Annotated in this window: 16 protein-coding genes; 11 read left to right on the plus strand and 5 right to left on the minus strand. The window is 63.5% G+C overall.

All coding sequences use genetic code 11. From position 1 onward, the window contains the following. Nucleotides 1-96 precede the first annotated feature (96 nt). The 4 genes from KH389_RS27500 to phhA form a co-directional block, all read right to left on the minus strand. On the minus strand, nucleotides 97-228 hold the full coding sequence (locus KH389_RS27500; RefSeq protein ID WP_255002693.1) for a hypothetical protein: 132 nt from the start codon (nucleotides 226-228) through the stop codon (nucleotides 97-99). Between the two features lie 203 nt (nucleotides 229-431). Continuing rightward, nucleotides 432-1,625: an amino acid aminotransferase gene (locus tag KH389_RS08015; protein ID WP_100634671.1), complete on the minus strand. Its 1,194-nt coding sequence runs from the start codon at nucleotides 1,623-1,625 to the stop codon at nucleotides 432-434. Continuing rightward, entirely contained in the window at nucleotides 1,625-1,981 is a 357-nt protein-coding gene (locus KH389_RS08020; RefSeq protein ID WP_036994257.1) for a 4a-hydroxytetrahydrobiopterin dehydratase, read from the minus strand. Before KH389_RS08020 ends, KH389_RS08015 begins: the two co-directional genes overlap by 1 nt. Before the next feature lie 44 nt (nucleotides 1,982-2,025). Beyond that, nucleotides 2,026-2,814, minus strand: coding sequence for a phenylalanine 4-monooxygenase (gene phhA / locus KH389_RS08025; RefSeq protein ID WP_043860279.1), 789 nt, complete (start codon nucleotides 2,812-2,814; stop codon nucleotides 2,026-2,028). A 272-nt stretch (nucleotides 2,815-3,086) separates the two neighbouring features. Here phhA and KH389_RS08030 point away from each other — a divergent pair, with 272 nt between their 5' ends. After that, nucleotides 3,087-4,646: a sigma-54-dependent phenylalanine hydroxylase transcriptional regulator PhhR gene (locus KH389_RS08030; protein WP_043860280.1), complete on the plus strand. Its 1,560-nt coding sequence runs from the start codon at nucleotides 3,087-3,089 to the stop codon at nucleotides 4,644-4,646. Between the two features lie 87 nt (nucleotides 4,647-4,733). Here the strand turns inward: KH389_RS08030 and KH389_RS08035 are convergent, their stop codons facing one another. Then, nucleotides 4,734-4,994 carry a DUF2790 domain-containing protein gene (locus KH389_RS08035; protein ID WP_043860281.1) on the minus strand — a complete coding sequence of 87 codons (261 nt, stop codon included), beginning with the start codon at nucleotides 4,992-4,994 and terminating at the stop codon, nucleotides 4,734-4,736. Between the two features lie 414 nt (nucleotides 4,995-5,408). Here KH389_RS08035 and acs point away from each other — a divergent pair, with 414 nt between their 5' ends. The 10 genes from acs (at nucleotide 5,409) to astD (ending at nucleotide 17,322) form a co-directional block, all read left to right on the plus strand. Continuing rightward, the gene (acs, locus tag KH389_RS08040; RefSeq protein WP_043860282.1) at nucleotides 5,409-7,370 is read left to right on the plus strand and encodes an acetate--CoA ligase; all 1,962 of its coding nucleotides are present in this window, start codon (nucleotides 5,409-5,411) and stop codon (nucleotides 7,368-7,370) included. Nucleotides 7,371-7,905: 535 nt separating this feature from the next. Next, nucleotides 7,906-8,688 carry an ABC transporter substrate-binding protein gene (locus KH389_RS08045; protein WP_043860283.1) on the plus strand — a complete coding sequence of 261 codons (783 nt, stop codon included), beginning with the start codon at nucleotides 7,906-7,908 and terminating at the stop codon, nucleotides 8,686-8,688. A 90-nt stretch (nucleotides 8,689-8,778) separates the two neighbouring features. Then, entirely contained in the window at nucleotides 8,779-9,468 is a 690-nt protein-coding gene (locus KH389_RS08050) for an ABC transporter permease (RefSeq protein WP_054916585.1), read from the plus strand. Beyond that, complete coding sequence (locus tag KH389_RS08055; protein WP_054916584.1) at nucleotides 9,465-10,163, plus strand: ABC transporter permease; 699 nt, start codon at nucleotides 9,465-9,467, stop codon at nucleotides 10,161-10,163. Before KH389_RS08050 ends, KH389_RS08055 begins: the two co-directional genes overlap by 4 nt. A gap of 65 nt (nucleotides 10,164-10,228) precedes the next feature. Next, complete coding sequence (locus tag KH389_RS08060; RefSeq protein WP_043860285.1) at nucleotides 10,229-10,993, plus strand: ABC transporter ATP-binding protein; 765 nt, start codon at nucleotides 10,229-10,231, stop codon at nucleotides 10,991-10,993. Between the two features lie 107 nt (nucleotides 10,994-11,100). Further along, entirely contained in the window at nucleotides 11,101-12,081 is a 981-nt protein-coding gene (argR, locus tag KH389_RS08065) for a transcriptional regulator ArgR (protein ID WP_043860286.1), read from the plus strand. 318 nt (nucleotides 12,082-12,399) lie between these two features. Continuing rightward, complete coding sequence (locus tag KH389_RS08070; RefSeq protein ID WP_043860287.1) at nucleotides 12,400-13,620, plus strand: aspartate aminotransferase family protein; 1,221 nt, start codon at nucleotides 12,400-12,402, stop codon at nucleotides 13,618-13,620. 128 nt (nucleotides 13,621-13,748) lie between these two features. Beyond that, entirely contained in the window at nucleotides 13,749-14,768 is a 1,020-nt protein-coding gene (aruF, locus tag KH389_RS08075) for an arginine/ornithine succinyltransferase subunit alpha (protein WP_043860288.1), read from the plus strand. A 62-nt stretch (nucleotides 14,769-14,830) separates the two neighbouring features. Beyond that, nucleotides 14,831-15,859 carry an arginine N-succinyltransferase gene (astA, locus tag KH389_RS08080; RefSeq protein WP_043860289.1) on the plus strand — a complete coding sequence of 343 codons (1,029 nt, stop codon included), beginning with the start codon at nucleotides 14,831-14,833 and terminating at the stop codon, nucleotides 15,857-15,859. After that, nucleotides 15,856-17,322, plus strand: coding sequence for a succinylglutamate-semialdehyde dehydrogenase (astD, locus tag KH389_RS08085; RefSeq protein ID WP_173925083.1), 1,467 nt, complete (start codon nucleotides 15,856-15,858; stop codon nucleotides 17,320-17,322). The genes astA and astD overlap by 4 nt, the downstream gene beginning before the upstream one ends. Nucleotides 17,323-17,341 lie beyond the last annotated feature (19 nt).

The following is a 17,341-nucleotide window of genomic DNA, read 5'->3' on the forward strand; positions in this document are numbered from 1 at the left end:
CCTGTGGAGCGCGGGGAGGGTTCTTGGCGGTGTGAAAACCCGTTGCCGGGGTCGTCCCCTGTCGTAGTGGTTTTCACACGCCGGGTAGTGCGCGGTTTATTCCTGTTCGGCGCTCGGGGTTTCGTCGCCATCGGAATCTGCCACGTGGGCAGGTTCGGCGCTGAGAGGAGCAGCAGGCTGCTCGGCTTGGTTCAGGCTTGGGAAGGGAAGATTCGGGATTTCATGCATCTCGTCGTTCCTCGCAAGTTTATAAGGTGGAAAGGCTGCGCAAGGCGCGCTTGGCTTCGATAAAGCCTGGGCAGGATACAGGAGTCTGGATGACAGTATGAATTTTCCTGCTGATTGGTGGCCTTCAGCGGCTTCGCCGGCACGGCCAGCGCCTACACGGATCGACGTCGTCCCTGTAGGAGCCGGCCTTGCCGACGAAGGCTTCAGCGACAGACGTCCGCGATGGCCGCCGCCAGCACCTGCAGCCTGGCCGCATCCGCCCCGGCGATGTTCGCCCGCCCGGTACCGACCATGTACACACTGTGCTTCTCGCGCAGTTGCGTCACTTGCTGCGGTGAGAGGCCGGTGTAGGAGAACATTCCGCGTTGCGCGGCGATATGCGCGAACCGCTCGCTCAGCCCATGGGGCTGCAGCGCCTCGACCAGGCCGACCCGCAGCATGGCGATGCGCTGGCGCATGGCGTCGACTTCGTCGGCCCACAGGCGCTTGAGCGCCGGATCGCCAAGAATCGTCGCCACCACCGCCGCGCCATGGTCTGGCGGCGTCGACCACAAGTTGCGTGCAATGGATGCCAGCTGACTGCGCACATCCTGCAGCTTTTCGGCGCTGTCGGCGCATACCAGCAGCGCACCGGTGCGCTCGCGGTACAGGCCGAAGTTCTTCGAGCACGAACTGGTCACCAGCAGCTCCGGCAGGGCCTGGGCAAACAGCCTCACGGCCCAGGCATCCTGCTCCAGCCCGTCACCGAAGCCCTGGTAGGCGAAGTCGATCAGCGGCAGCAGTTCGCGGCGCTTGACCACTTCCAGCACCGCCTGCCAGTCCTGCTGCGACAGGTCGAAGCCGGTGGGGTTGTGGCAGCAGGCGTGCAGCAGCACCACGTCGCCCGTGGGCACCGATTCCAGTGCCGCGAGCATGCCGGTCACGTTCAGGCGGTTGTCTGCGCCCACATAGGGGTAGTGGCTGACCTTCAGGCCGGCACTGGCGAACAGCGTTTCGTGGATCGGCCAGGTCGGGTCGCTCAGCCAGATGCCACGCCCTGGCAGGCACTGGCGGATGAACTCCGCCGCCAGTCGCAGTGCGCCGGTGCCGCCCGGGGTTTGCGTGGCGCCTGCGCGCCGGGCTGCGAGCAGTGGCGCGTCGTCACCGAGTACCAGTTGCGCGATCAGTTGTCCGAAGGCTGCATCCCCGTGACCGCCTACGTAGCTCTTGCTGGTCTGGCCGTCGAGCAGGCGCTGTTCGGCCAGCTTGACCGCCCTGGGCACCGGGGTAAGGCCCTGGGCGTCCTTGAACACGCCAACCCCCAGGTCGAACCTGTCGGGGTTGGTGTCCCTGGCGTACGCCTCCATCAGCCCCAGAATCGGGTCGCCCGGCACGCGCGCGATGGCGCCGAAGTGCATTACTTGCGACCTTCTGCGGTGCTGGCGACCTCATCGGTGCGCGCGGCCATGATGAAGTCGTTGCGGTGCAGGCCCTTGATCGAGTGGCTCCACCAGGTCACGGTGACCTTGCCCCACTCGGTCAGCAGGCCAGGGTGATGGCCTTCGGCTTCGGAGATCTCGCCCACTGCGTTGGTGAACGCCAGGGCATGTTTGAAATTCTTGAACAGGAACACTTTTTCCAGCTGCATGATGCCGTCGCGCACTTCGATGTTCCAATCCGGGATCTGCTTGATCAGTACCGGCAGTTCTTCGTCGCTGACCTGTGGGGCGTCGGCACGGCAGGCTTCGCAATGGGCTTGGTTCAAGGCGTTCATAGGTGATTCTTCCGCAAGTGGTTGTTATAGGTGTACAGGGTGGCTCAAGCGGCCACCTTGGGGGGGAATTTGGGGGCGTGCAGGCCCAGCTGCATGGCGCGTTGAACCATGCCCATGATGTCTTCGTGGGCCAGGTCGAACAAGCGCTTGAGCTGCGGCAGGGCGAAGTACACCGGCTGCAGGATATCGATGCGATACGGCGTGCGCATGGCCTCGAGCGGATCGAAGGCCTGGTGTTCCGGTTCGTCGGACAGGCTGTAGACGGTCTCCTTGGGCGAGGAGAGGATGCCGCCGCCGTAGATCCTGCGGCCCTGCGGGGTGTCCACCAGGCCGAACTCGATGGTCATCCAGTACAGGCGGGCCAGGTAGACGCGCTGTTCCTTGGTCGCGGCCAGGCCGAGTTTGCCGTATGTGTGGGTGAATTCGGCAAACCAGGGGTTGGTCAGCAGCGGGCAGTGGCCGAAGATCTCGTGAAAGATGTCGGGCTCTTGCAGATAGTCGAGTTCTTCTTCGGTGCGAATGAAGGTGGCCACCGGAAAGCGCTTGCTGGCCAGCAGTTCGAAGAAGGTCTGGAAGGGGATCAGGGCCGGCACGCGGGCAACTTGCCAGCCGGTGGTGGCGCCCAGTACCTGGTTGATCTCGCTCAGTTGCGGAATGCGGTCATGAGGCAGGTTCAGTTGTTCGATGCCGTCCAGGTACTCCTGGCACGCGCGCCCCTCGATCACCTTCAGCTGGCGGGTGATCAGGGTATTCCACACCGCATGTTCCTGCGGCGGGTAATCGATAAAACCCTGCGCATCGGGCTCGCGGGCCACGTAGTGCGTCTGTTTCATGCTGCTCTCCTGATGAGGGCCTTTATTGTTATAGGGTGGCTTTCGCCATGCCCTAGGAATACCCCCTCACCCTGGTGTTTGCATCCCGTTGCCTTGTGCCCGGCGCGCGGTTCAACCGTATTTTTGTAACGCAGATTTTACGGTGGTGCCGAAGTGCCGAGAAAACGCAGGTGCTGGTAGCTGTGAATCCGCCTTTTTGTAACGTATTCTTTACGAGAATTCATGCCGTTGTGCAGATGGTTGGCCTCGTCTTCTTGTTTGTAGGACCTTTCATGCGTATCAAAGTGCACTGCCAGAACCGCATCGGTATCTTGCGCGACATGCTCAACCTGCTGGTCGAGTACGGGATCAACGTGGCCCGCGGCGAGGTGGGGGGCGAGCATGGCAATGCCATCTACCTGCACTGCCCGAACCTGATCAACCTGCAGTTCCAGGCGCTGCGCCCCAAGTTCGAAGCCATTACCGGTGTGTTCGGGGTCAAGCGCGTGGGCCTGATGCCCAGCGAGCGCCGGCACATGGAGCTCAATGCCTTGCTGGGTGCGCTGGATTTTCCGGTGCTGTCGATCGACATGGGGGGCTCGATCGTCGCGGCCAACCGTTCGGCGGCGCAGTTGCTCGGGGTACGGGTGGACGAAGTGCCGGGCATTGCATTGTCGCGGTATGCCGAGGATTTCGACCTGCCGGAGTTGGTGCGGGCCAACAAGTCACGCATCAACGGCTTGCGGGTGAAGATCAAAGGCGATGTGTTCCTGGCCGATATCGCACCGCTGCAGTCCGAGCACGATGACAGCGAGGCGCTGGCAGGGGCCGTGCTGACCCTGCACCGGGCTGACCGCATCGGCGAACGCATCTACAACGTGCGCAAGCAGGAGCTGCGTGGGTTCGACAGCATTTTCCAGAGCTCCAGGGTGATGGCGGCGGTGGTGCGCGAGGCACGTCGCATGGCGCCGCTGGATGCGCCACTGCTGATCGAGGGCGAGACCGGTACCGGCAAGGAGCTGCTGGCCCGTGCCTGCCACCTGGCCAGTCCGCGTGGGCAGGCGCCGCTGATGGCGCTCAACTGTGCCGGGCTGCCCGAGTCGATGGCCGAGACCGAGCTGTTCGGCTACGGGCCGGGGGCGTTCGAAGGCGCCCGCGCCGAGGGCAAGCTTGGCCTGCTGGAACTGACCGCGGGCGGCACGCTGTTTCTCGACGGCGTGGGTGAGATGAGCCCGCGCCTGCAGGTGAAGCTGTTGCGCTTTCTGCAGGACGGTTGCTTTCGCCGGGTGGGCAGTGACGAGGAGGTGTACCTGGATGTGCGGGTGATCTGCGCGACCCAGGTGGACTTGTCGGAGTTGTGCGCCCGCGGCGAGTTTCGCCAGGACCTGTATCACCGCCTCAACGTGCTGTCGCTGCACATTCCACCGCTGCGCGAGTGCCTGGACGGCCTGGCGCCGCTGGTGGAGCATTTTCTCGACCAGGCCAGCCGTCAGATCGGCTGCCCGTTGCCGAGCCTGGCACCGGCGGCGATGGAGCGCCTGAGCCAATACCATTGGCCGGGCAACGTGCGGCAACTGGAGAACGTACTGTTCCAGGCGGTTTCATTGTGCGACGGCGGGGTGGTCAAGGCCGAGCATATTCGCCTGCCCGATTATGGCGCGCGCCAACCTTTGGGCGAGTTTTCCCTGGAAGGTGACTTGTCGCAAATAGTCGGTCGTTTCGAAAAAGCCGTACTTGAAAGTTTGCAGGGTGAATTCCCCAGTAGCAGAGCACTGGGTAAACGCCTGGGCGTTTCGCATACCACCATTGCCAACAAGTTGCGTGATTACGCAATCGGCAAAGTTGTGGAGTGACTTGAAAGGCGGGGAAGTTACTGTTTGCAGCGAGGGTGCGCCTCGTCGACACAAGGCCCGAGGCGCAACTACCGTCAGTGTGCTCTATCAGCCGTTGGAGCACCCGTTACCCATGACGCGGTATTCGAGAATGTGCTTCTGGCCTTGGGAGTCCTCGTAGGTCATGCGGGCCGGAACCACTTCGCAGACGTTCGGGACTTCGGTCATGGAAATGACTTTGGCGATGTCCAGATGTTGCGAGTAACTGTATTGTTCAACCGGAATCTGCTCGGCGGAAACATCTGCAACTTCAGCCGCCATGGCCGATGCGCAAAAACTACCGAGTGCCAATACCAGTAAAGCTTTCATCTTCAAGTTACCTGTCTAAGGTCGTAAGGGGTCACGCTGCGCTTGTGGCGCGGCGTGTGCAGCAAGTTGAAACTTTCAGGGTTATCGCGGGATTAACATGCCTTCGTGGGGGCTGTTACCAGTTAATTCGCGTTGCCGTTGCTGGCGAGGTGAATTCTAGGAGTGTGGCGGGCCCCGAAACAGAGCCCGTTTTGATAAACACTGTTGGCGGAAACTGTAACAATCAGTTGAAATTTCACCTCGGGATTTATTTTTCTATCTGTTGCCGCGCTGGAGCGCCCGTGCCAGAGCGGTCGACGCGCAGTGTTGGACCAAATGCAGGTCCCGTTACTACCAACGTCGAATGGCCCTTGGCGCTCTGGTACAGTTAAAACGAGGTCATACAAAAACAACTATTACACCGAGGTAACAAAGATGAGTGCGGCTCCCCTGTATCCCGTGCGTCCCGAGGTTGCGGCCAACACGCTGACCGACGAGGCGACCTACAAGGCCATGTACCAGCAGTCGGTGATCAACCCTGACGGCTTCTGGCGCGAGCAAGCTCAGCGCCTCGAGTGGATCAAGCCCTTCACCAAGGTCAAGCAGACCTCGTTCGACGACCACCATGTCGACATCAAGTGGTTTGCCGACGGCACTCTGAACGTTTCCTACAACTGCCTGGACCGTCACCTGGCCGAGCGTGGCGATCAGCTGGCGATCATCTGGGAAGGCGACGACCCTTCCGAGCACCGCAACATCACCTATCGCGAACTGCACGAGCAGGTCTGCAAGTTCGCCAACGCCCTGCGTGGCCAGGACGTGCACCGCGGCGACGTGGTGACCATCTACATGCCGATGATTCCCGAAGCCGTGGTCGCCATGCTGGCGTGCGCGCGTATCGGCGCGATCCACTCGGTGGTGTTCGGCGGCTTCTCGCCCGAGGCGCTGGCCGGGCGCATCATCGACTGCAAGTCCAAGGTCGTGATCACCGCCGACGAAGGGCTGCGTGGCGGGCGTCGTACCGCACTCAAGGCCAACGTTGACCTGGCGCTGACCAACCCGGAAACCGCCAGCGTGCAGAAGATCATCGTGTGCAAGCGCACCGGTGGCGACATTGCCTGGCACCAGCACCGCGACATCTGGTACGAAGACCTGATGAAAGTGGCTTCTGCCCACTGCGCGCCGAAAGAGATGGGCGCCGAAGAAGCGCTGTTCATCCTCTATACCTCCGGCTCCACCGGCAAGCCCAAGGGCGTGCTGCACACCACTGGCGGCTACCTGGTGTACGCCTCGCTGACCCATGAGCGCGTGTTCGACTATCGCCCTGGTGACGTGTACTGGTGCACCGCCGACGTGGGCTGGGTAACCGGTCACAGCTACATCGTCTATGGCCCGCTGGCCAACGGCGCCACCACCCTGCTGTTCGAAGGCGTGCCGAACTACCCGGACATCACCCGTGTGGCGAAGATCGTCGACAAGCACAAGGTCAACATCCTCTACACCGCGCCCACCGCCATTCGCGCGATGATGGCCGAAGGTCAGGCGGCCATGAAGGATGCCGACGGTTCGAGCCTGCGCCTGCTGGGCTCGGTGGGCGAGCCGATCAACCCTGAAGCCTGGAACTGGTACCACACCACCGTGGGCAAGGAGCGTTGCCCGATCGTCGACACCTGGTGGCAGACCGAGACCGGCGGCATCCTGATCAGCCCGCTGCCGGGCGCCACTGCGCTCAAGCCGGGCTCGGCCACCCGTCCGTTCTTCGGCGTGGTGCCGGCGCTGGTGGACAACCTGGGCAACCTGATCGACGGCGCCGCCGAGGGCAACCTGGTGATCCTCGATTCGTGGCCGGGCCAGTCGCGTTCGCTGTACGGCGATCACGACCGTTTCGTCGACACCTACTTCAAGACCTTCCGCGGCATGTACTTCACCGGTGACGGCGCGCGCCGCGACGAAGACGGCTACTACTGGATCACCGGCCGGGTCGACGACGTACTCAACGTCTCGGGCCACCGCATGGGGACCGCCGAGATCGAGAGCGCCATGGTTGCGCACCCGAAGGTCGCCGAGGCGGCGGTCGTCGGTGTGCCGCATGATCTGAAGGGGCAGGGCATCTATGTCTACGTCACGCTCAACGGTGGCGAGGAGCCGAGCGAAGCATTGCGTCTGGAGCTGAAGAACTGGGTACGCAAGGAGATCGGGCCGATCGCCTCGCCAGACGTGATCCAGTGGGCACCAGGGCTGCCTAAAACCCGCTCGGGCAAGATCATGCGCCGTATCCTGCGCAAGATCGCCACGGCCGAGTACGACGGCCTGGGCGACATCTCGACGCTGGCCGACCCGGGTGTGGTGCAGCACCTGATCGACACGCACAAGTCGATGAACCTGGCGTCGGCCTGAGTCATCGCCGGCAGGCCGGCCCTTGTAGGGGTCGGCCTGCCGGCGATAGGGCCGGTTGGCTGTCAGCACAAAGCCCCGCACTGCGGGGCTTTTTCATGCCTGTTACGCCGACTTTCATCGGTAACCTTTTCTGTCACCGGTTTCGCACACAAACGGGGCATTGGGAAACGCCGCCGCCCGATCCGGGCGCATCCACCACGCCAATTTTGCATGGCTGCCACGCTGCACTTGCCGGATTACAAGGCTTTGCCAATAATGGGCGCGGTTATTGCTTGATTGATAGGTTATTTGTCTCTCGCTTTTGCATATTCCGCGAAAGCTGTCAATATCTCCGGCCCTGACTTCCGGCGCTTCTGTAACTAGTTGTCGCATTGAAGAAATATCGGGTTCGGAGCTGTCGCTAAAATGCCAATCACTCGCTCGTGATGCCTCGACCCTGTTTCGTCGAGCCCTGCGCAGCTCGCGTTGTACCCATTCGCAACGTCGACGGCCAATCGGCCTGTCACGTATTGCCCTTTACCGATGGAGTTCCCAGATGAAGAAACTCGCACTGCTTGGCGCCCTGGCGCTGTCCGTGTTTTCCCTGGCATCGCTGGCTGATGAAAAACCACTGAAGATCGGCATCGAGGCCGCCTACCCACCGTTCGCTTCCAAGGCGCCGGACGGCAGCATCGTGGGCTTCGACTACGACATCGGCAACGCGCTGTGTGCAGAGATGAAGGTCAAGTGCGTTTGGGTCGAGCAGGAATTCGACGGCCTGATCCCGGCGCTCAAGGTGCGCAAGATCGACGCCATCCTGTCGTCCATGTCGATCACCGATGATCGCAAGAAGTCCGTGGACTTCACCAAGCGCTACTATCTCACGCCGGCCCGCCTGGTGATGAAGGACGGTACCACCGTCAGCGACAGCCTGGACGAACTCAAGGGCAAGAAGATCGGCGTTCAGCGTGGCTCGATCCACGACCGTTTCGCCAAGGAAGTGCTGGCCCCCAAAGGCGCCACCATCGTTCCCTACGGCACCCAGAACGAAATCTACCTGGACGTTGCCGCCGGTCGTCTGGATGGCACCGTGGCCGATGCTACCCTGCTCGAAGACGGTTTCCTCAAGACCGACGCCGGCAAGGGCTATGCATTCGTAGGCCCGTCCTTCACCGACGCCAAGTACTTCGGTGACGGTATCGGTATCGCCGTGCGCAAGGGCGACGCCCTGAAGGACAAGATCAACACCGCCATCGACGGCATCCGTGCCAATGGCGAGTACAAGAAGATCCAGGACAAGTATTTCAACTTCGACATCTACGGCCCTGACGCGCAGTAATCCGTCGACGTTTCACCTGTTCAATGGTGCAAGCAGCAGAAGCGCTGAGGTTTGCACCATTTTTTCATCCCTAAGGTCGAGGACCTCAACATGTTGAAAGGCTACGGGGCAGTCATCCTCGATGGAGCATGGCTGACGCTACAGCTCGCCTTGTCGTCCATGGCCCTGGCCATCGTACTGGGCCTGATCGGCGTGGCGCTGCGGCTGTCGCCGGTGCGCTGGCTGGCCTGGCTGGGCGACCTGTACGCCACGGTGATCCGCGGGATCCCCGACCTGGTGCTGATCCTGCTGATCTTCTACGGCGGTCAGGACCTGCTCAACCGCGTCGCACCCTTGCTCGGTTTCGACGATTACATCGACCTCAATCCGCTGATGGCGGGTATCGGTACCCTGGGCTTCATCTTTGGTGCATACCTGTCCGAAACCTTCCGCGGCGCTTTCATGGCCATCCCCAAGGGGCAGGCCGAAGCCGGCATGGCCTATGGCATGAGCGGCCTGCAGATCTTCTTCCGGGTGCTGGTGCCGCAGATGATTCGCCTGGCGATCCCTGGCTTCACCAACAACTGGCTGGTACTGACCAAGGCCACCGCACTGATTTCGGTGGTGGGCCTGCAAGACATGATGTTCAAGGCCAAGCAGGCGGCGGACGCGACCCGCGAGCCGTTCACGTTCTTCCTGGCGGTCGCGGCGTTGTACCTGGTGATCACCAGCGTCTCGTTGCTGGCCCTGCGTTACCTCGAGAAACGCTACTCGGTTGGCGTAAAGGCGGCTGATCTATGATTTTCGATTACAACGTCATCTGGGAAGCCATGCCGCTGTACCTGAGCGGCATGCTGACCACGCTCAAGCTGCTGGCGCTGTCGTTGCTGTTCGGCCTGCTGGTGGCAGTGCCGCTGGGCCTGATGCGGGTGTCCAAGCAGCCGCTGGTGAACATGAGCGCCTGGCTCTACACCTACGTGATTCGTGGCACGCCGATGCTGGTGCAGCTGTTTCTGATCTATTACGGGCTGGCCCAGTTCGAGGCGGTGCGCGAGAGCTTCCTGTGGCCGTGGCTGTCCAGTGCGACCTTCTGTGCGTGCCTGGCCTTTGCCATCAATACCAGTGCCTACACCGCCGAGATCATCGCCGGCAGCCTCAAGGCCACGCCCCACGGCGAGATCGAAGCGGCCAAGGCGATGGGCATGTCGCGGGTCAAGATGTACCGCCGCATCCTGCTGCCCTCGGCCCTGCGCCGGGCGCTGCCGCAGTACAGCAATGAAGTGATCATGATGCTGCAGACCACCAGCCTGGCGTCGATCGTGACCCTGATCGACATCACCGGTGCGGCGCGCACGGTCAATGCCCAGTACTACCTGCCGTTCGAGGCGTACATCACCGCCGGTGTGTTCTACCTGTGCCTGACCTTCATTCTGGTGCGCCTGTTCAAGCTGGCTGAACGCCGCTGGCTCGGCTACCTGGCGCCGCGCAAGGGCTGAGCCCGGCGGCAACTTTTTCGCCCCGGGCGCAGGCCCGGGACTGACGCTTTGTGAGAACCGACAGCATGTACAAACTCGAAGTCCAAGACCTGCACAAACGCTATGGCAGTCACGAAGTGCTCAAGGGTGTGTCCCTGGCGGCCAAGGCGGGCGATGTGATCAGCATCATCGGCTCCAGCGGCTCGGGCAAGAGCACCTTCCTGCGCTGCATCAACCTGCTCGAGCAGCCGCATGCCGGCAAGATCCTGCTCAACAACGAAGAGTTGAAGCTGGTGGCGAACAAGGACGGCGCGCTGAAGGCGGCCGACCCCAAGCAGTTGCAGCGCATGCGCTCGCGTCTGTCGATGGTGTTCCAGCACTTCAACCTGTGGTCGCACATGACTGCGCTGGAGAACATCATCGAGGCACCGGTGCACGTGCTGGGCATGAGCCGCAAGGACGCGCTGGAAAAGGCCGAGCACTACCTGGCCAAGGTCGGTGTGTCCCATCGCAAGGATGCCTACCCGGGCCATATGTCCGGTGGTGAGCAGCAGCGTGTGGCGATTGCCCGTGCACTGGCGATGGAGCCTGAAGTGATGCTGTTCGACGAGCCGACCTCGGCGCTGGACCCGGAGCTGGTGGGCGATGTGCTCAAGGTGATGCAGGCGCTGGCCCAGGAAGGCCGCACCATGGTGGTGGTGACCCACGAGATGGGCTTCGCCCGCGAGGTGTCCAACCAGCTGGTGTTCCTGCACAAGGGTGTGGTCGAAGAGAGCGGCAACCCGCGTGAAGTGCTGGTCAACCCGCAGTCCGAGCGGTTGCAGCAGTTCCTGTCCGGCAGCCTGAAATAATCGACCGTGCTACAGTTCGAGGCTGCCGCTTTGCACCAGAATAGGGCATGCTGCGCCTCGATCGAGGCTTTTCTCCCAGACTCCTCTCAGGTTTCGGACCTTACCCAATGACCACCCAGCGAATCGGTTTTCTCCTCTGGCCCAGCACCAAGGCCTTGACCCTGGCGCTGGCCGAAGAGGTCTTGCGGGTGGCCCAGAAGGTGCACCCCGAAGTGGTCTACGAGTTGCTGTTCCTGCAGGCCGAACCTGCGCCGGAGGGCGCCTGGCGTTTGCCTGGCGAAGCCTGGGTGGGGCGGCTGGAAGGTTGCCAGAAGCTGTTTCTGCTGGCCGATGAGCCGCCGCAGGCGGTAGGCGCGGCGCTGGGCAGCGCGCTCAAGCAACTGGTGCGCTCGGGGTGCGTGGTGGGCGGTCTTTCGGCAGGTGTGTATCCGCTGGCCCAGCTGGGCCTGCTGGATGGTTATCGCGCCGCGGTGCACTGGCGCTGGCAGGATGACTTCGCCGAGCGCTTCCCCAAGGTCATCGCCACCAGCCACCTGTTCGACTGGGATCGCGATCGGCTGACCGCCTGTGGTGGCATGTCGGTACTGGACCTGCTGCTGGCCGTGCTGGCCCGTGACCATGGCGCCGAGCTTGCCGGTGCGGTGTCCGAAGAGCTGGTGGTCGAGCGCATTCGCGAGGGGGGCGAGCGTCAGCGCATCCCGCTGCAGAATCGCCTGGGCTCCAGCCATCCGAAGCTGACCCAGGCGGTGCTGCTGATGGAGGCCAATATCGAAGAGCCGTTGACCACCGACGAGATTGCCCAGCATGTGTGCGTATCGCGCCGGCAGCTGGAGCGGATCTTCAAGCAGTACCTCAATCGGGTGCCCAGCCAGTATTACCTGGAGCTGCGCTTGAACAAGGCGCGCCAGATGCTGATGCAGACCAGCAAGTCGATCATCCAGATCGGCCTGTCGTGCGGGTTCTCGTCGGGGCCGCATTTTTCCAGCGCGTACCGCAACTTCTTTGGCGCAACGCCACGCGAAGACCGCAACCAGCGCCGCAGCAACAGCCCGTTCGAGTTATCGTCGGCGCCTGCCGAGCGCGGCTGATTCGGTAGCGCAGCGCGACCTTCGGCGGCAAACCAGCGCCCGCAGCGTCGAAGGGGGCTGCACCGGCCCGAGGGCGCTGGCTTGCCAGCGAAGAAGCCCCCGCAAATCCGTGCGTGACACAATCTCCCCGCCAGCACCGCGCACCGTTTAAACTGCGCCTTTGCGACCCTATTTGTCGCATTGCCGAAAGCCTTGGCAAAACAGGGTTTGGCGCTATAAGAAGTTGTCGCTTGGCGGCAAGGCCGGGCGTTCATCAGTCCTTACAATCCCCCCATCGCTCGCCAGTTCCAGGCAGGCGTTCCTCTTCAGGAGACTCCGATGTCCGTTGAGCAAGCTCCGGTGCAACGCGCCGATTTCGACCAGGTAATGGTCCCCAACTATGCGCCGGCCGCTTTCATCCCCGTGCGTGGCCAGGGCTCCCGTGTATGGGACCAGGCGGGGCGCGAGCTGATCGATTTCGCTGGCGGCATCGCCGTAAACGTCCTGGGGCACGCCCACCCGGCGCTGGTCGGTGCGCTGACCGAGCAGGCCAACAAGCTGTGGCACGTGTCCAACGTGTTCACCAACGAGCCAGCCCTGCGTCTGGCCCACAAGCTGGTCGACGCCACCTTTGCCGAGCGTGCGTTCTTCTGCAACTCCGGCGCCGAGGCCAACGAGGCCGCCTTCAAGCTGGCCCGTCGTGTCGCCCACGACCGCTTCGGCCCTGAAAAGCACGAGATCATCGCTACCGTGAACAGCTTCCACGGTCGCACCCTGTTCACCGTGAGCGTCGGTGGCCAGCCCAAGTACTCCGACGGCTTCGGCCCTAAGATCACCGGCATCAGCCATGTGCCGTACAACGACCTCGAAGCGCTCAAGGCGCAGATCAGCGACAAGACCTGCGCGGTGGTGATCGAGCCGATCCAGGGCGAGAGCGGCGTGGTGCCGGCCGACAAGGCCTATCTGCAAGGCGCGCGCGAGCTGTGCGACAAGCACAACGCACTGCTGATCTTCGACGAAGTGCAGACCGGCGTCGGCCGTACCGGCGAGCTGTTCGCCTACATGCACTACGGCGTGACCCCCGACATCCTGACCAGCGCCAAGAGCCTGGGCGGCGGCTTCCCGATTGCCGCGATGCTGACCACCGAAGCGCTGGCCAAGCACCTGGCCGTGGGCACCCACGGCACCACCTATGGCGGCAACCCGTTGGGCTGCGCCGTGGCCTCTGCGGTGCTGGATGTGGTCAACACCCCCGAAGTGCTGGCGGGCGTCAAGGCCAAGCACGAGCGCTTCAAGGCGCGCCTGGAGAAGATCGGCCAGCAGTACGGCCTGTTCACCCAGGTCCGCGGCCTGGGCCTGCTGATCGGTTGCGTGTTGTCCGATGCCTGGAAGGGCAAGGCCAAGGACGTGTTCAATGCTGCCGAGAAAGAAGGCCTGATGGTTTTGCAGGCCGGCCCGGACGTGGTGCGTTTCGCCCCCAGCCTGGTGGTGGAAGATGCCGACATCGATGAAGGCCTGGACCGCTTCGAACGCGCTGCCGCTGCACTGACCAAGGCCTGATACCGGCCTGCGGTCCTTCGCTGGCCCCGGTGGCCAGCGAACCGATTCTGGTGGCCCGTGCCCGTGGCACGTGCCGCTTCTTCTGCGCCGGCAGCTGTCGGCCCGATTTTCCCTAAAGGAGTGACACCATGCTGGTGATGCGCCCCGCGCAAATGGCTGACCTGGGTGAAGTGCAGCGTCTGGCCGCGGACAGTCCCATCGGTGTCACGTCCCTGCCGGATGATGCCGGTCGCCTGGGCGACAAGATCGCCGCGTCCGAAACCTCCTTTGCCGCCGAAGTGAGCTTCAATGGCGAGGAGAGCTACTTCTTCGTGCTCGAAGACAGCGAGACCGGCAAGCTGGTCGGCTGTTCGGCCATCGTGGCCTCGGCCGGCTATTCCGAGCCGTTCTACAGTTTTCGCAACGAGACCTTCGTGCACGCCTCGCGCGAGCTGAAGATCCACAACAAGATCCATGTGCTGTCGCAGTGTCACGACCTGACCGGCAACAGCCTGCTGACCAGCTTCTACGTGCTGCCCGAACTGGTGGGCACCGGCTGGGCCGAGCTCAATTCCCGCGGCCGGCTGCTGTTCATGGCAGCGCACCCGGAGCGGTTTGCCGATTCGGTGGTGACCGAGATCGTCGGCTACAGCGACGAGCACGGCGACTCGCCGTTCTGGGATGCCATCGGGCGCAACTTCTTCGACCTCAACTACGCTGCCGCCGAGCGCCTGTGCGGGCTCAAGAGCCGTACCTTCCTTGCCGAGCTGATGCCGCATTACCCCATCTATGTGCCCCTGCTGCCGGATGCCGCGCAGGAGGCCATGGGCCAGGTGCACCCGCGCGCGCAGATCACCTTCGACATCCTGATGCGCGAAGGCTTCGAGACCGATCACTACATCGATATCTTCGACGGTGGGCCGACCCTGCATGCGCGGGTGTCCGGCATCCGCTCCATCGCCCAGAGCCGGCTGGTGCCGGTCAAGCTGCAGGAGCAGGCCGTCAAGGGTGGGCGCCCGTACCTGGTATCCAACGGCCAGTTGCAGGATTACCGCGCCGTGATGCTGGAGCTGGACTGGGCCCCTGGCAAGCCGGTGCAGCTGGACCTGGCCGCCGCCGAGGCGCTGGGAGTGGGTGAGGGCGCCAGCGTGCGCCTGGTCGCGGTCTGATTGCCTGGCTACCCCAGGTCGAGTTTCGCAGGGGCCAGCAGGCACCTGCCCGAGGAGATAGCATGATTGTTCGTCCCGTACGCAGCAGCGACCTACCGGCGCTGATCGAGCTGGCGCGCAGCACCGGCACCACCGGCCTGACCACTCTGCCGGCCAACGAAGAGCGCCTGGCCCACCGGGTGGGCTGGGCCGAGAAGACCTTCCGCGGCGAAGCCGAGCGTGGCGATGCCGACTACCTGTTCGTGCTCGAGAACGACGAAGGCGAAGTGGTGGGCATTTCGGCCATCGCCGGTGCCGTTGGGCTGCGTGAACCCTGGTACAACTACCGGGTGGGCCTGACCGTCAGCGCGTCCCAGGAACTGGACATCTACCGCGAGATCCCCACGCTGTTTCTGGCCAACGACCTGACCGGCAACTCCGAGTTGTGCTCCCTGTTTCTGCGCAGCGACTACCGCAGTGGCCTCAATGGTCGTCTGCTGGCCAAGGCTCGCCTGCTGTTCATTGCCGAATTCAGCGAACTGTTCGGCAACAAGATCATTGCCGAAATGCGCGGCATGTCCGACGAGCAGGGCCGTTCGCCCTTCTGGGAGAGCCTGGGCCGACACTTCTTCAAGATGGAGTTCAGCCAGGCCGACTACCTGACCGGGGTCGGCAACAAGGCGTTCATCGCCGAGCTGATGCCCAAGTTCCCGCTGTACACCTGCTTTCTGTCCGAGGCGGCGCGCAATGTGATCGGGCGCGTGCACACCGACACCGAACCGGCGCTGGCCATGCTGCAGAGCGAAGGCTTCAGCTATCAGGGCTACGTCGACATCTTCGACGCAGGCCCGGCGGTCGAGTGCCAGACCAGCAAGATTCGCGCGGTGCACGACAGCCAGGCCCTGGTGCTGGCGATCGGCACGCCGGGCGACGATGCCACCCCTTTCATCATCCACAACCGCAAGCGCGAGGACTGCCGTATCACCGCAGCGCCCGCGCGCTTGGCTGCGGGCACCCTGGTGGTCGACCCGCTGACGGCCAAGCGCCTGCGCCTGAGCGCCGGTGACCAGGTACGTGCGGTGCCACTGTCCGCAGCACGGGAGGCCAAATAATGACCACGCACTACATTGCCGGTACATGGCAGGCCGGCCAGGGCGAGGCCCTGCAGTCGCTGAACCCGGTCAGCCAACAGGTGATCTGGCAGGGCCAGGGCGCCGACGCGGGGCAGGTCGAGGCCGCGGTACAGGCTGCGCGTCAAGCCTTTGCTGGCTGGGCTCGCCAGCCGCTGGAGGCGCGTATCAGCGTGCTCGAAGCCTTTGCCGCGAGCCTCAAGGCCCACGCCGATGAACTGGCCCGCTGCATCGGCGAAGAAACCGGCAAGCCGCTGTGGGAGGCCACCACCGAAGTGACCAGCATGGTCAACAAGGTGGCCATTTCGGTGCAGAGCTACCGCGAACGTACCGGCGAGAAGAGCGGCCCGCTGGCTGACGCCACGGCGGTACTGCGGCACAAGCCCCACGGTGTGGTGGCGGTGTTCGGCCCGTACAACTTCCCGGGCCACCTGCCCAACGGGCATATCGTGCCGGCGCTGCTGGCCGGTAACAGCGTGGTGTTCAAGCCCAGCGAGCTCACGCCGAAAGTGGCCGAGCTGACGCTCAGGTGCTGGATCGAGGCCGGGCTGCCGGCTGGCGTGCTCAACCTGGTGCAGGGGGCGCGGGAAACCGGGGTGGCCCTGGCGGCCAACCCCGGCATCGACGGCCTGTTCTTCACCGGCTCCAGCCGCACCGGCAACCTGCTGCACCAGCAGTTTTCGGGGCGCCCGGACAAGATCCTGGCCCTGGAGATGGGGGGCAACAACCCCCTGGTGGTCGATCAGGTGCAGGACCTGGACGCTGCGGTATACACCATCATCCAGTCGGCCTTCATTTCCGCCGGCCAGCGCTGCACCTGTGCACGCCGCCTGCTGGTACCCCAAGGCGAATGGGGCGACACCCTGCTGGCGCGGCTGGTGGCCGTCAGCCGGAACATTTCGGTGGGCGCGTTCGATCAGCAGCCGGCGCCGTTCATGGGCTCGGTGATCTCCCTGGGGGCAGCCCGCGCGCTGCTCGATGCCCAGGCCCAGTTGCTGGCCAGCGGCGCACAGTCGCTGCTGCCGATGACCCAGCCACAGGCCGATGCGGCGTTGCTGACCCCGGGCATCATCGACGTGACCTCGGTGGCCGAGCGCCCGGACGAGGAGTTCTTCGGGCCGCTGCTGCAGGTTATCCGCTACAGCGATTTCGATGCCGCGATCCGCGAAGCCAACAACACCCAGTACGGCCTGGCCGCAGGGCTGTTGTCCGATTCCGAGGCGCGCTACCAGCAGTTCTGGCTGGAAAGCCGCGCCGGTATCGTCAACTGGAACAAGCAACTGACCGGTGCCGCCAGCAGCGCACCGTTCGGTGGTGTCGGGGCCAGTGGCAACCATCGGGCGAGCGCCTATTACGCGGCCGACTACTGCGCCTACCCGGTGGCGTCGCTGGAGGCATCCAGCCTTGTGCTGCCCGCCACGCTGACGCCCGGCGTCACCCTATAACAACAGCTTCACGGAGCCT

This window comes from Pseudomonas qingdaonensis, from assembly GCF_018398475.1.
Lineage (GTDB): Bacteria > Pseudomonadota > Gammaproteobacteria > Pseudomonadales > Pseudomonadaceae > Aquipseudomonas > Aquipseudomonas palmensis.

Excerpts from the sequence above, each read along its gene's own strand:
- KH389_RS08060 (WP_043860285.1), top strand. The coding sequence starts at position 10,229 with ATGTACAAACTCGAAGTCCAAGACCTGCACAAACGCTATGGCAGTCAC.
- KH389_RS08070 (WP_043860287.1), top strand. The coding sequence starts at position 12,400 with ATGTCCGTTGAGCAAGCTCCGGTGCAACGCGCCGATTTCGACCAGGTA.
- KH389_RS08015 (WP_100634671.1), bottom strand. The coding sequence starts at position 1,625 with ATGCACTTCGGCGCCATCGCGCGCGTGCCGGGCGACCCGATTCTGGGG.
- KH389_RS08045 (WP_043860283.1), top strand. The coding sequence starts at position 7,906 with ATGAAGAAACTCGCACTGCTTGGCGCCCTGGCGCTGTCCGTGTTTTCC.
- astA (WP_043860289.1), top strand. The coding sequence starts at position 14,831 with ATGATTGTTCGTCCCGTACGCAGCAGCGACCTACCGGCGCTGATCGAG.
- argR (WP_043860286.1), top strand. The coding sequence starts at position 11,101 with ATGACCACCCAGCGAATCGGTTTTCTCCTCTGGCCCAGCACCAAGGCC.
- KH389_RS08030 (WP_043860280.1), top strand. The coding sequence starts at position 3,087 with ATGCGTATCAAAGTGCACTGCCAGAACCGCATCGGTATCTTGCGCGAC.
- KH389_RS27500 (WP_255002693.1), bottom strand. The coding sequence starts at position 228 with ATGCATGAAATCCCGAATCTTCCCTTCCCAAGCCTGAACCAAGCCGAG.
- KH389_RS08055 (WP_054916584.1), top strand. The coding sequence starts at position 9,465 with ATGATTTTCGATTACAACGTCATCTGGGAAGCCATGCCGCTGTACCTG.
- KH389_RS08035 (WP_043860281.1), bottom strand. The coding sequence starts at position 4,994 with ATGAAAGCTTTACTGGTATTGGCACTCGGTAGTTTTTGCGCATCGGCC.
- phhA (WP_043860279.1), bottom strand. The coding sequence starts at position 2,814 with ATGAAACAGACGCACTACGTGGCCCGCGAGCCCGATGCGCAGGGTTTT.
- KH389_RS08050 (WP_054916585.1), top strand. The coding sequence starts at position 8,779 with ATGTTGAAAGGCTACGGGGCAGTCATCCTCGATGGAGCATGGCTGACG.
- acs (WP_043860282.1), top strand. The coding sequence starts at position 5,409 with ATGAGTGCGGCTCCCCTGTATCCCGTGCGTCCCGAGGTTGCGGCCAAC.
- KH389_RS08020 (WP_036994257.1), bottom strand. The coding sequence starts at position 1,981 with ATGAACGCCTTGAACCAAGCCCATTGCGAAGCCTGCCGTGCCGACGCC.
- aruF (WP_043860288.1), top strand. The coding sequence starts at position 13,749 with ATGCTGGTGATGCGCCCCGCGCAAATGGCTGACCTGGGTGAAGTGCAG.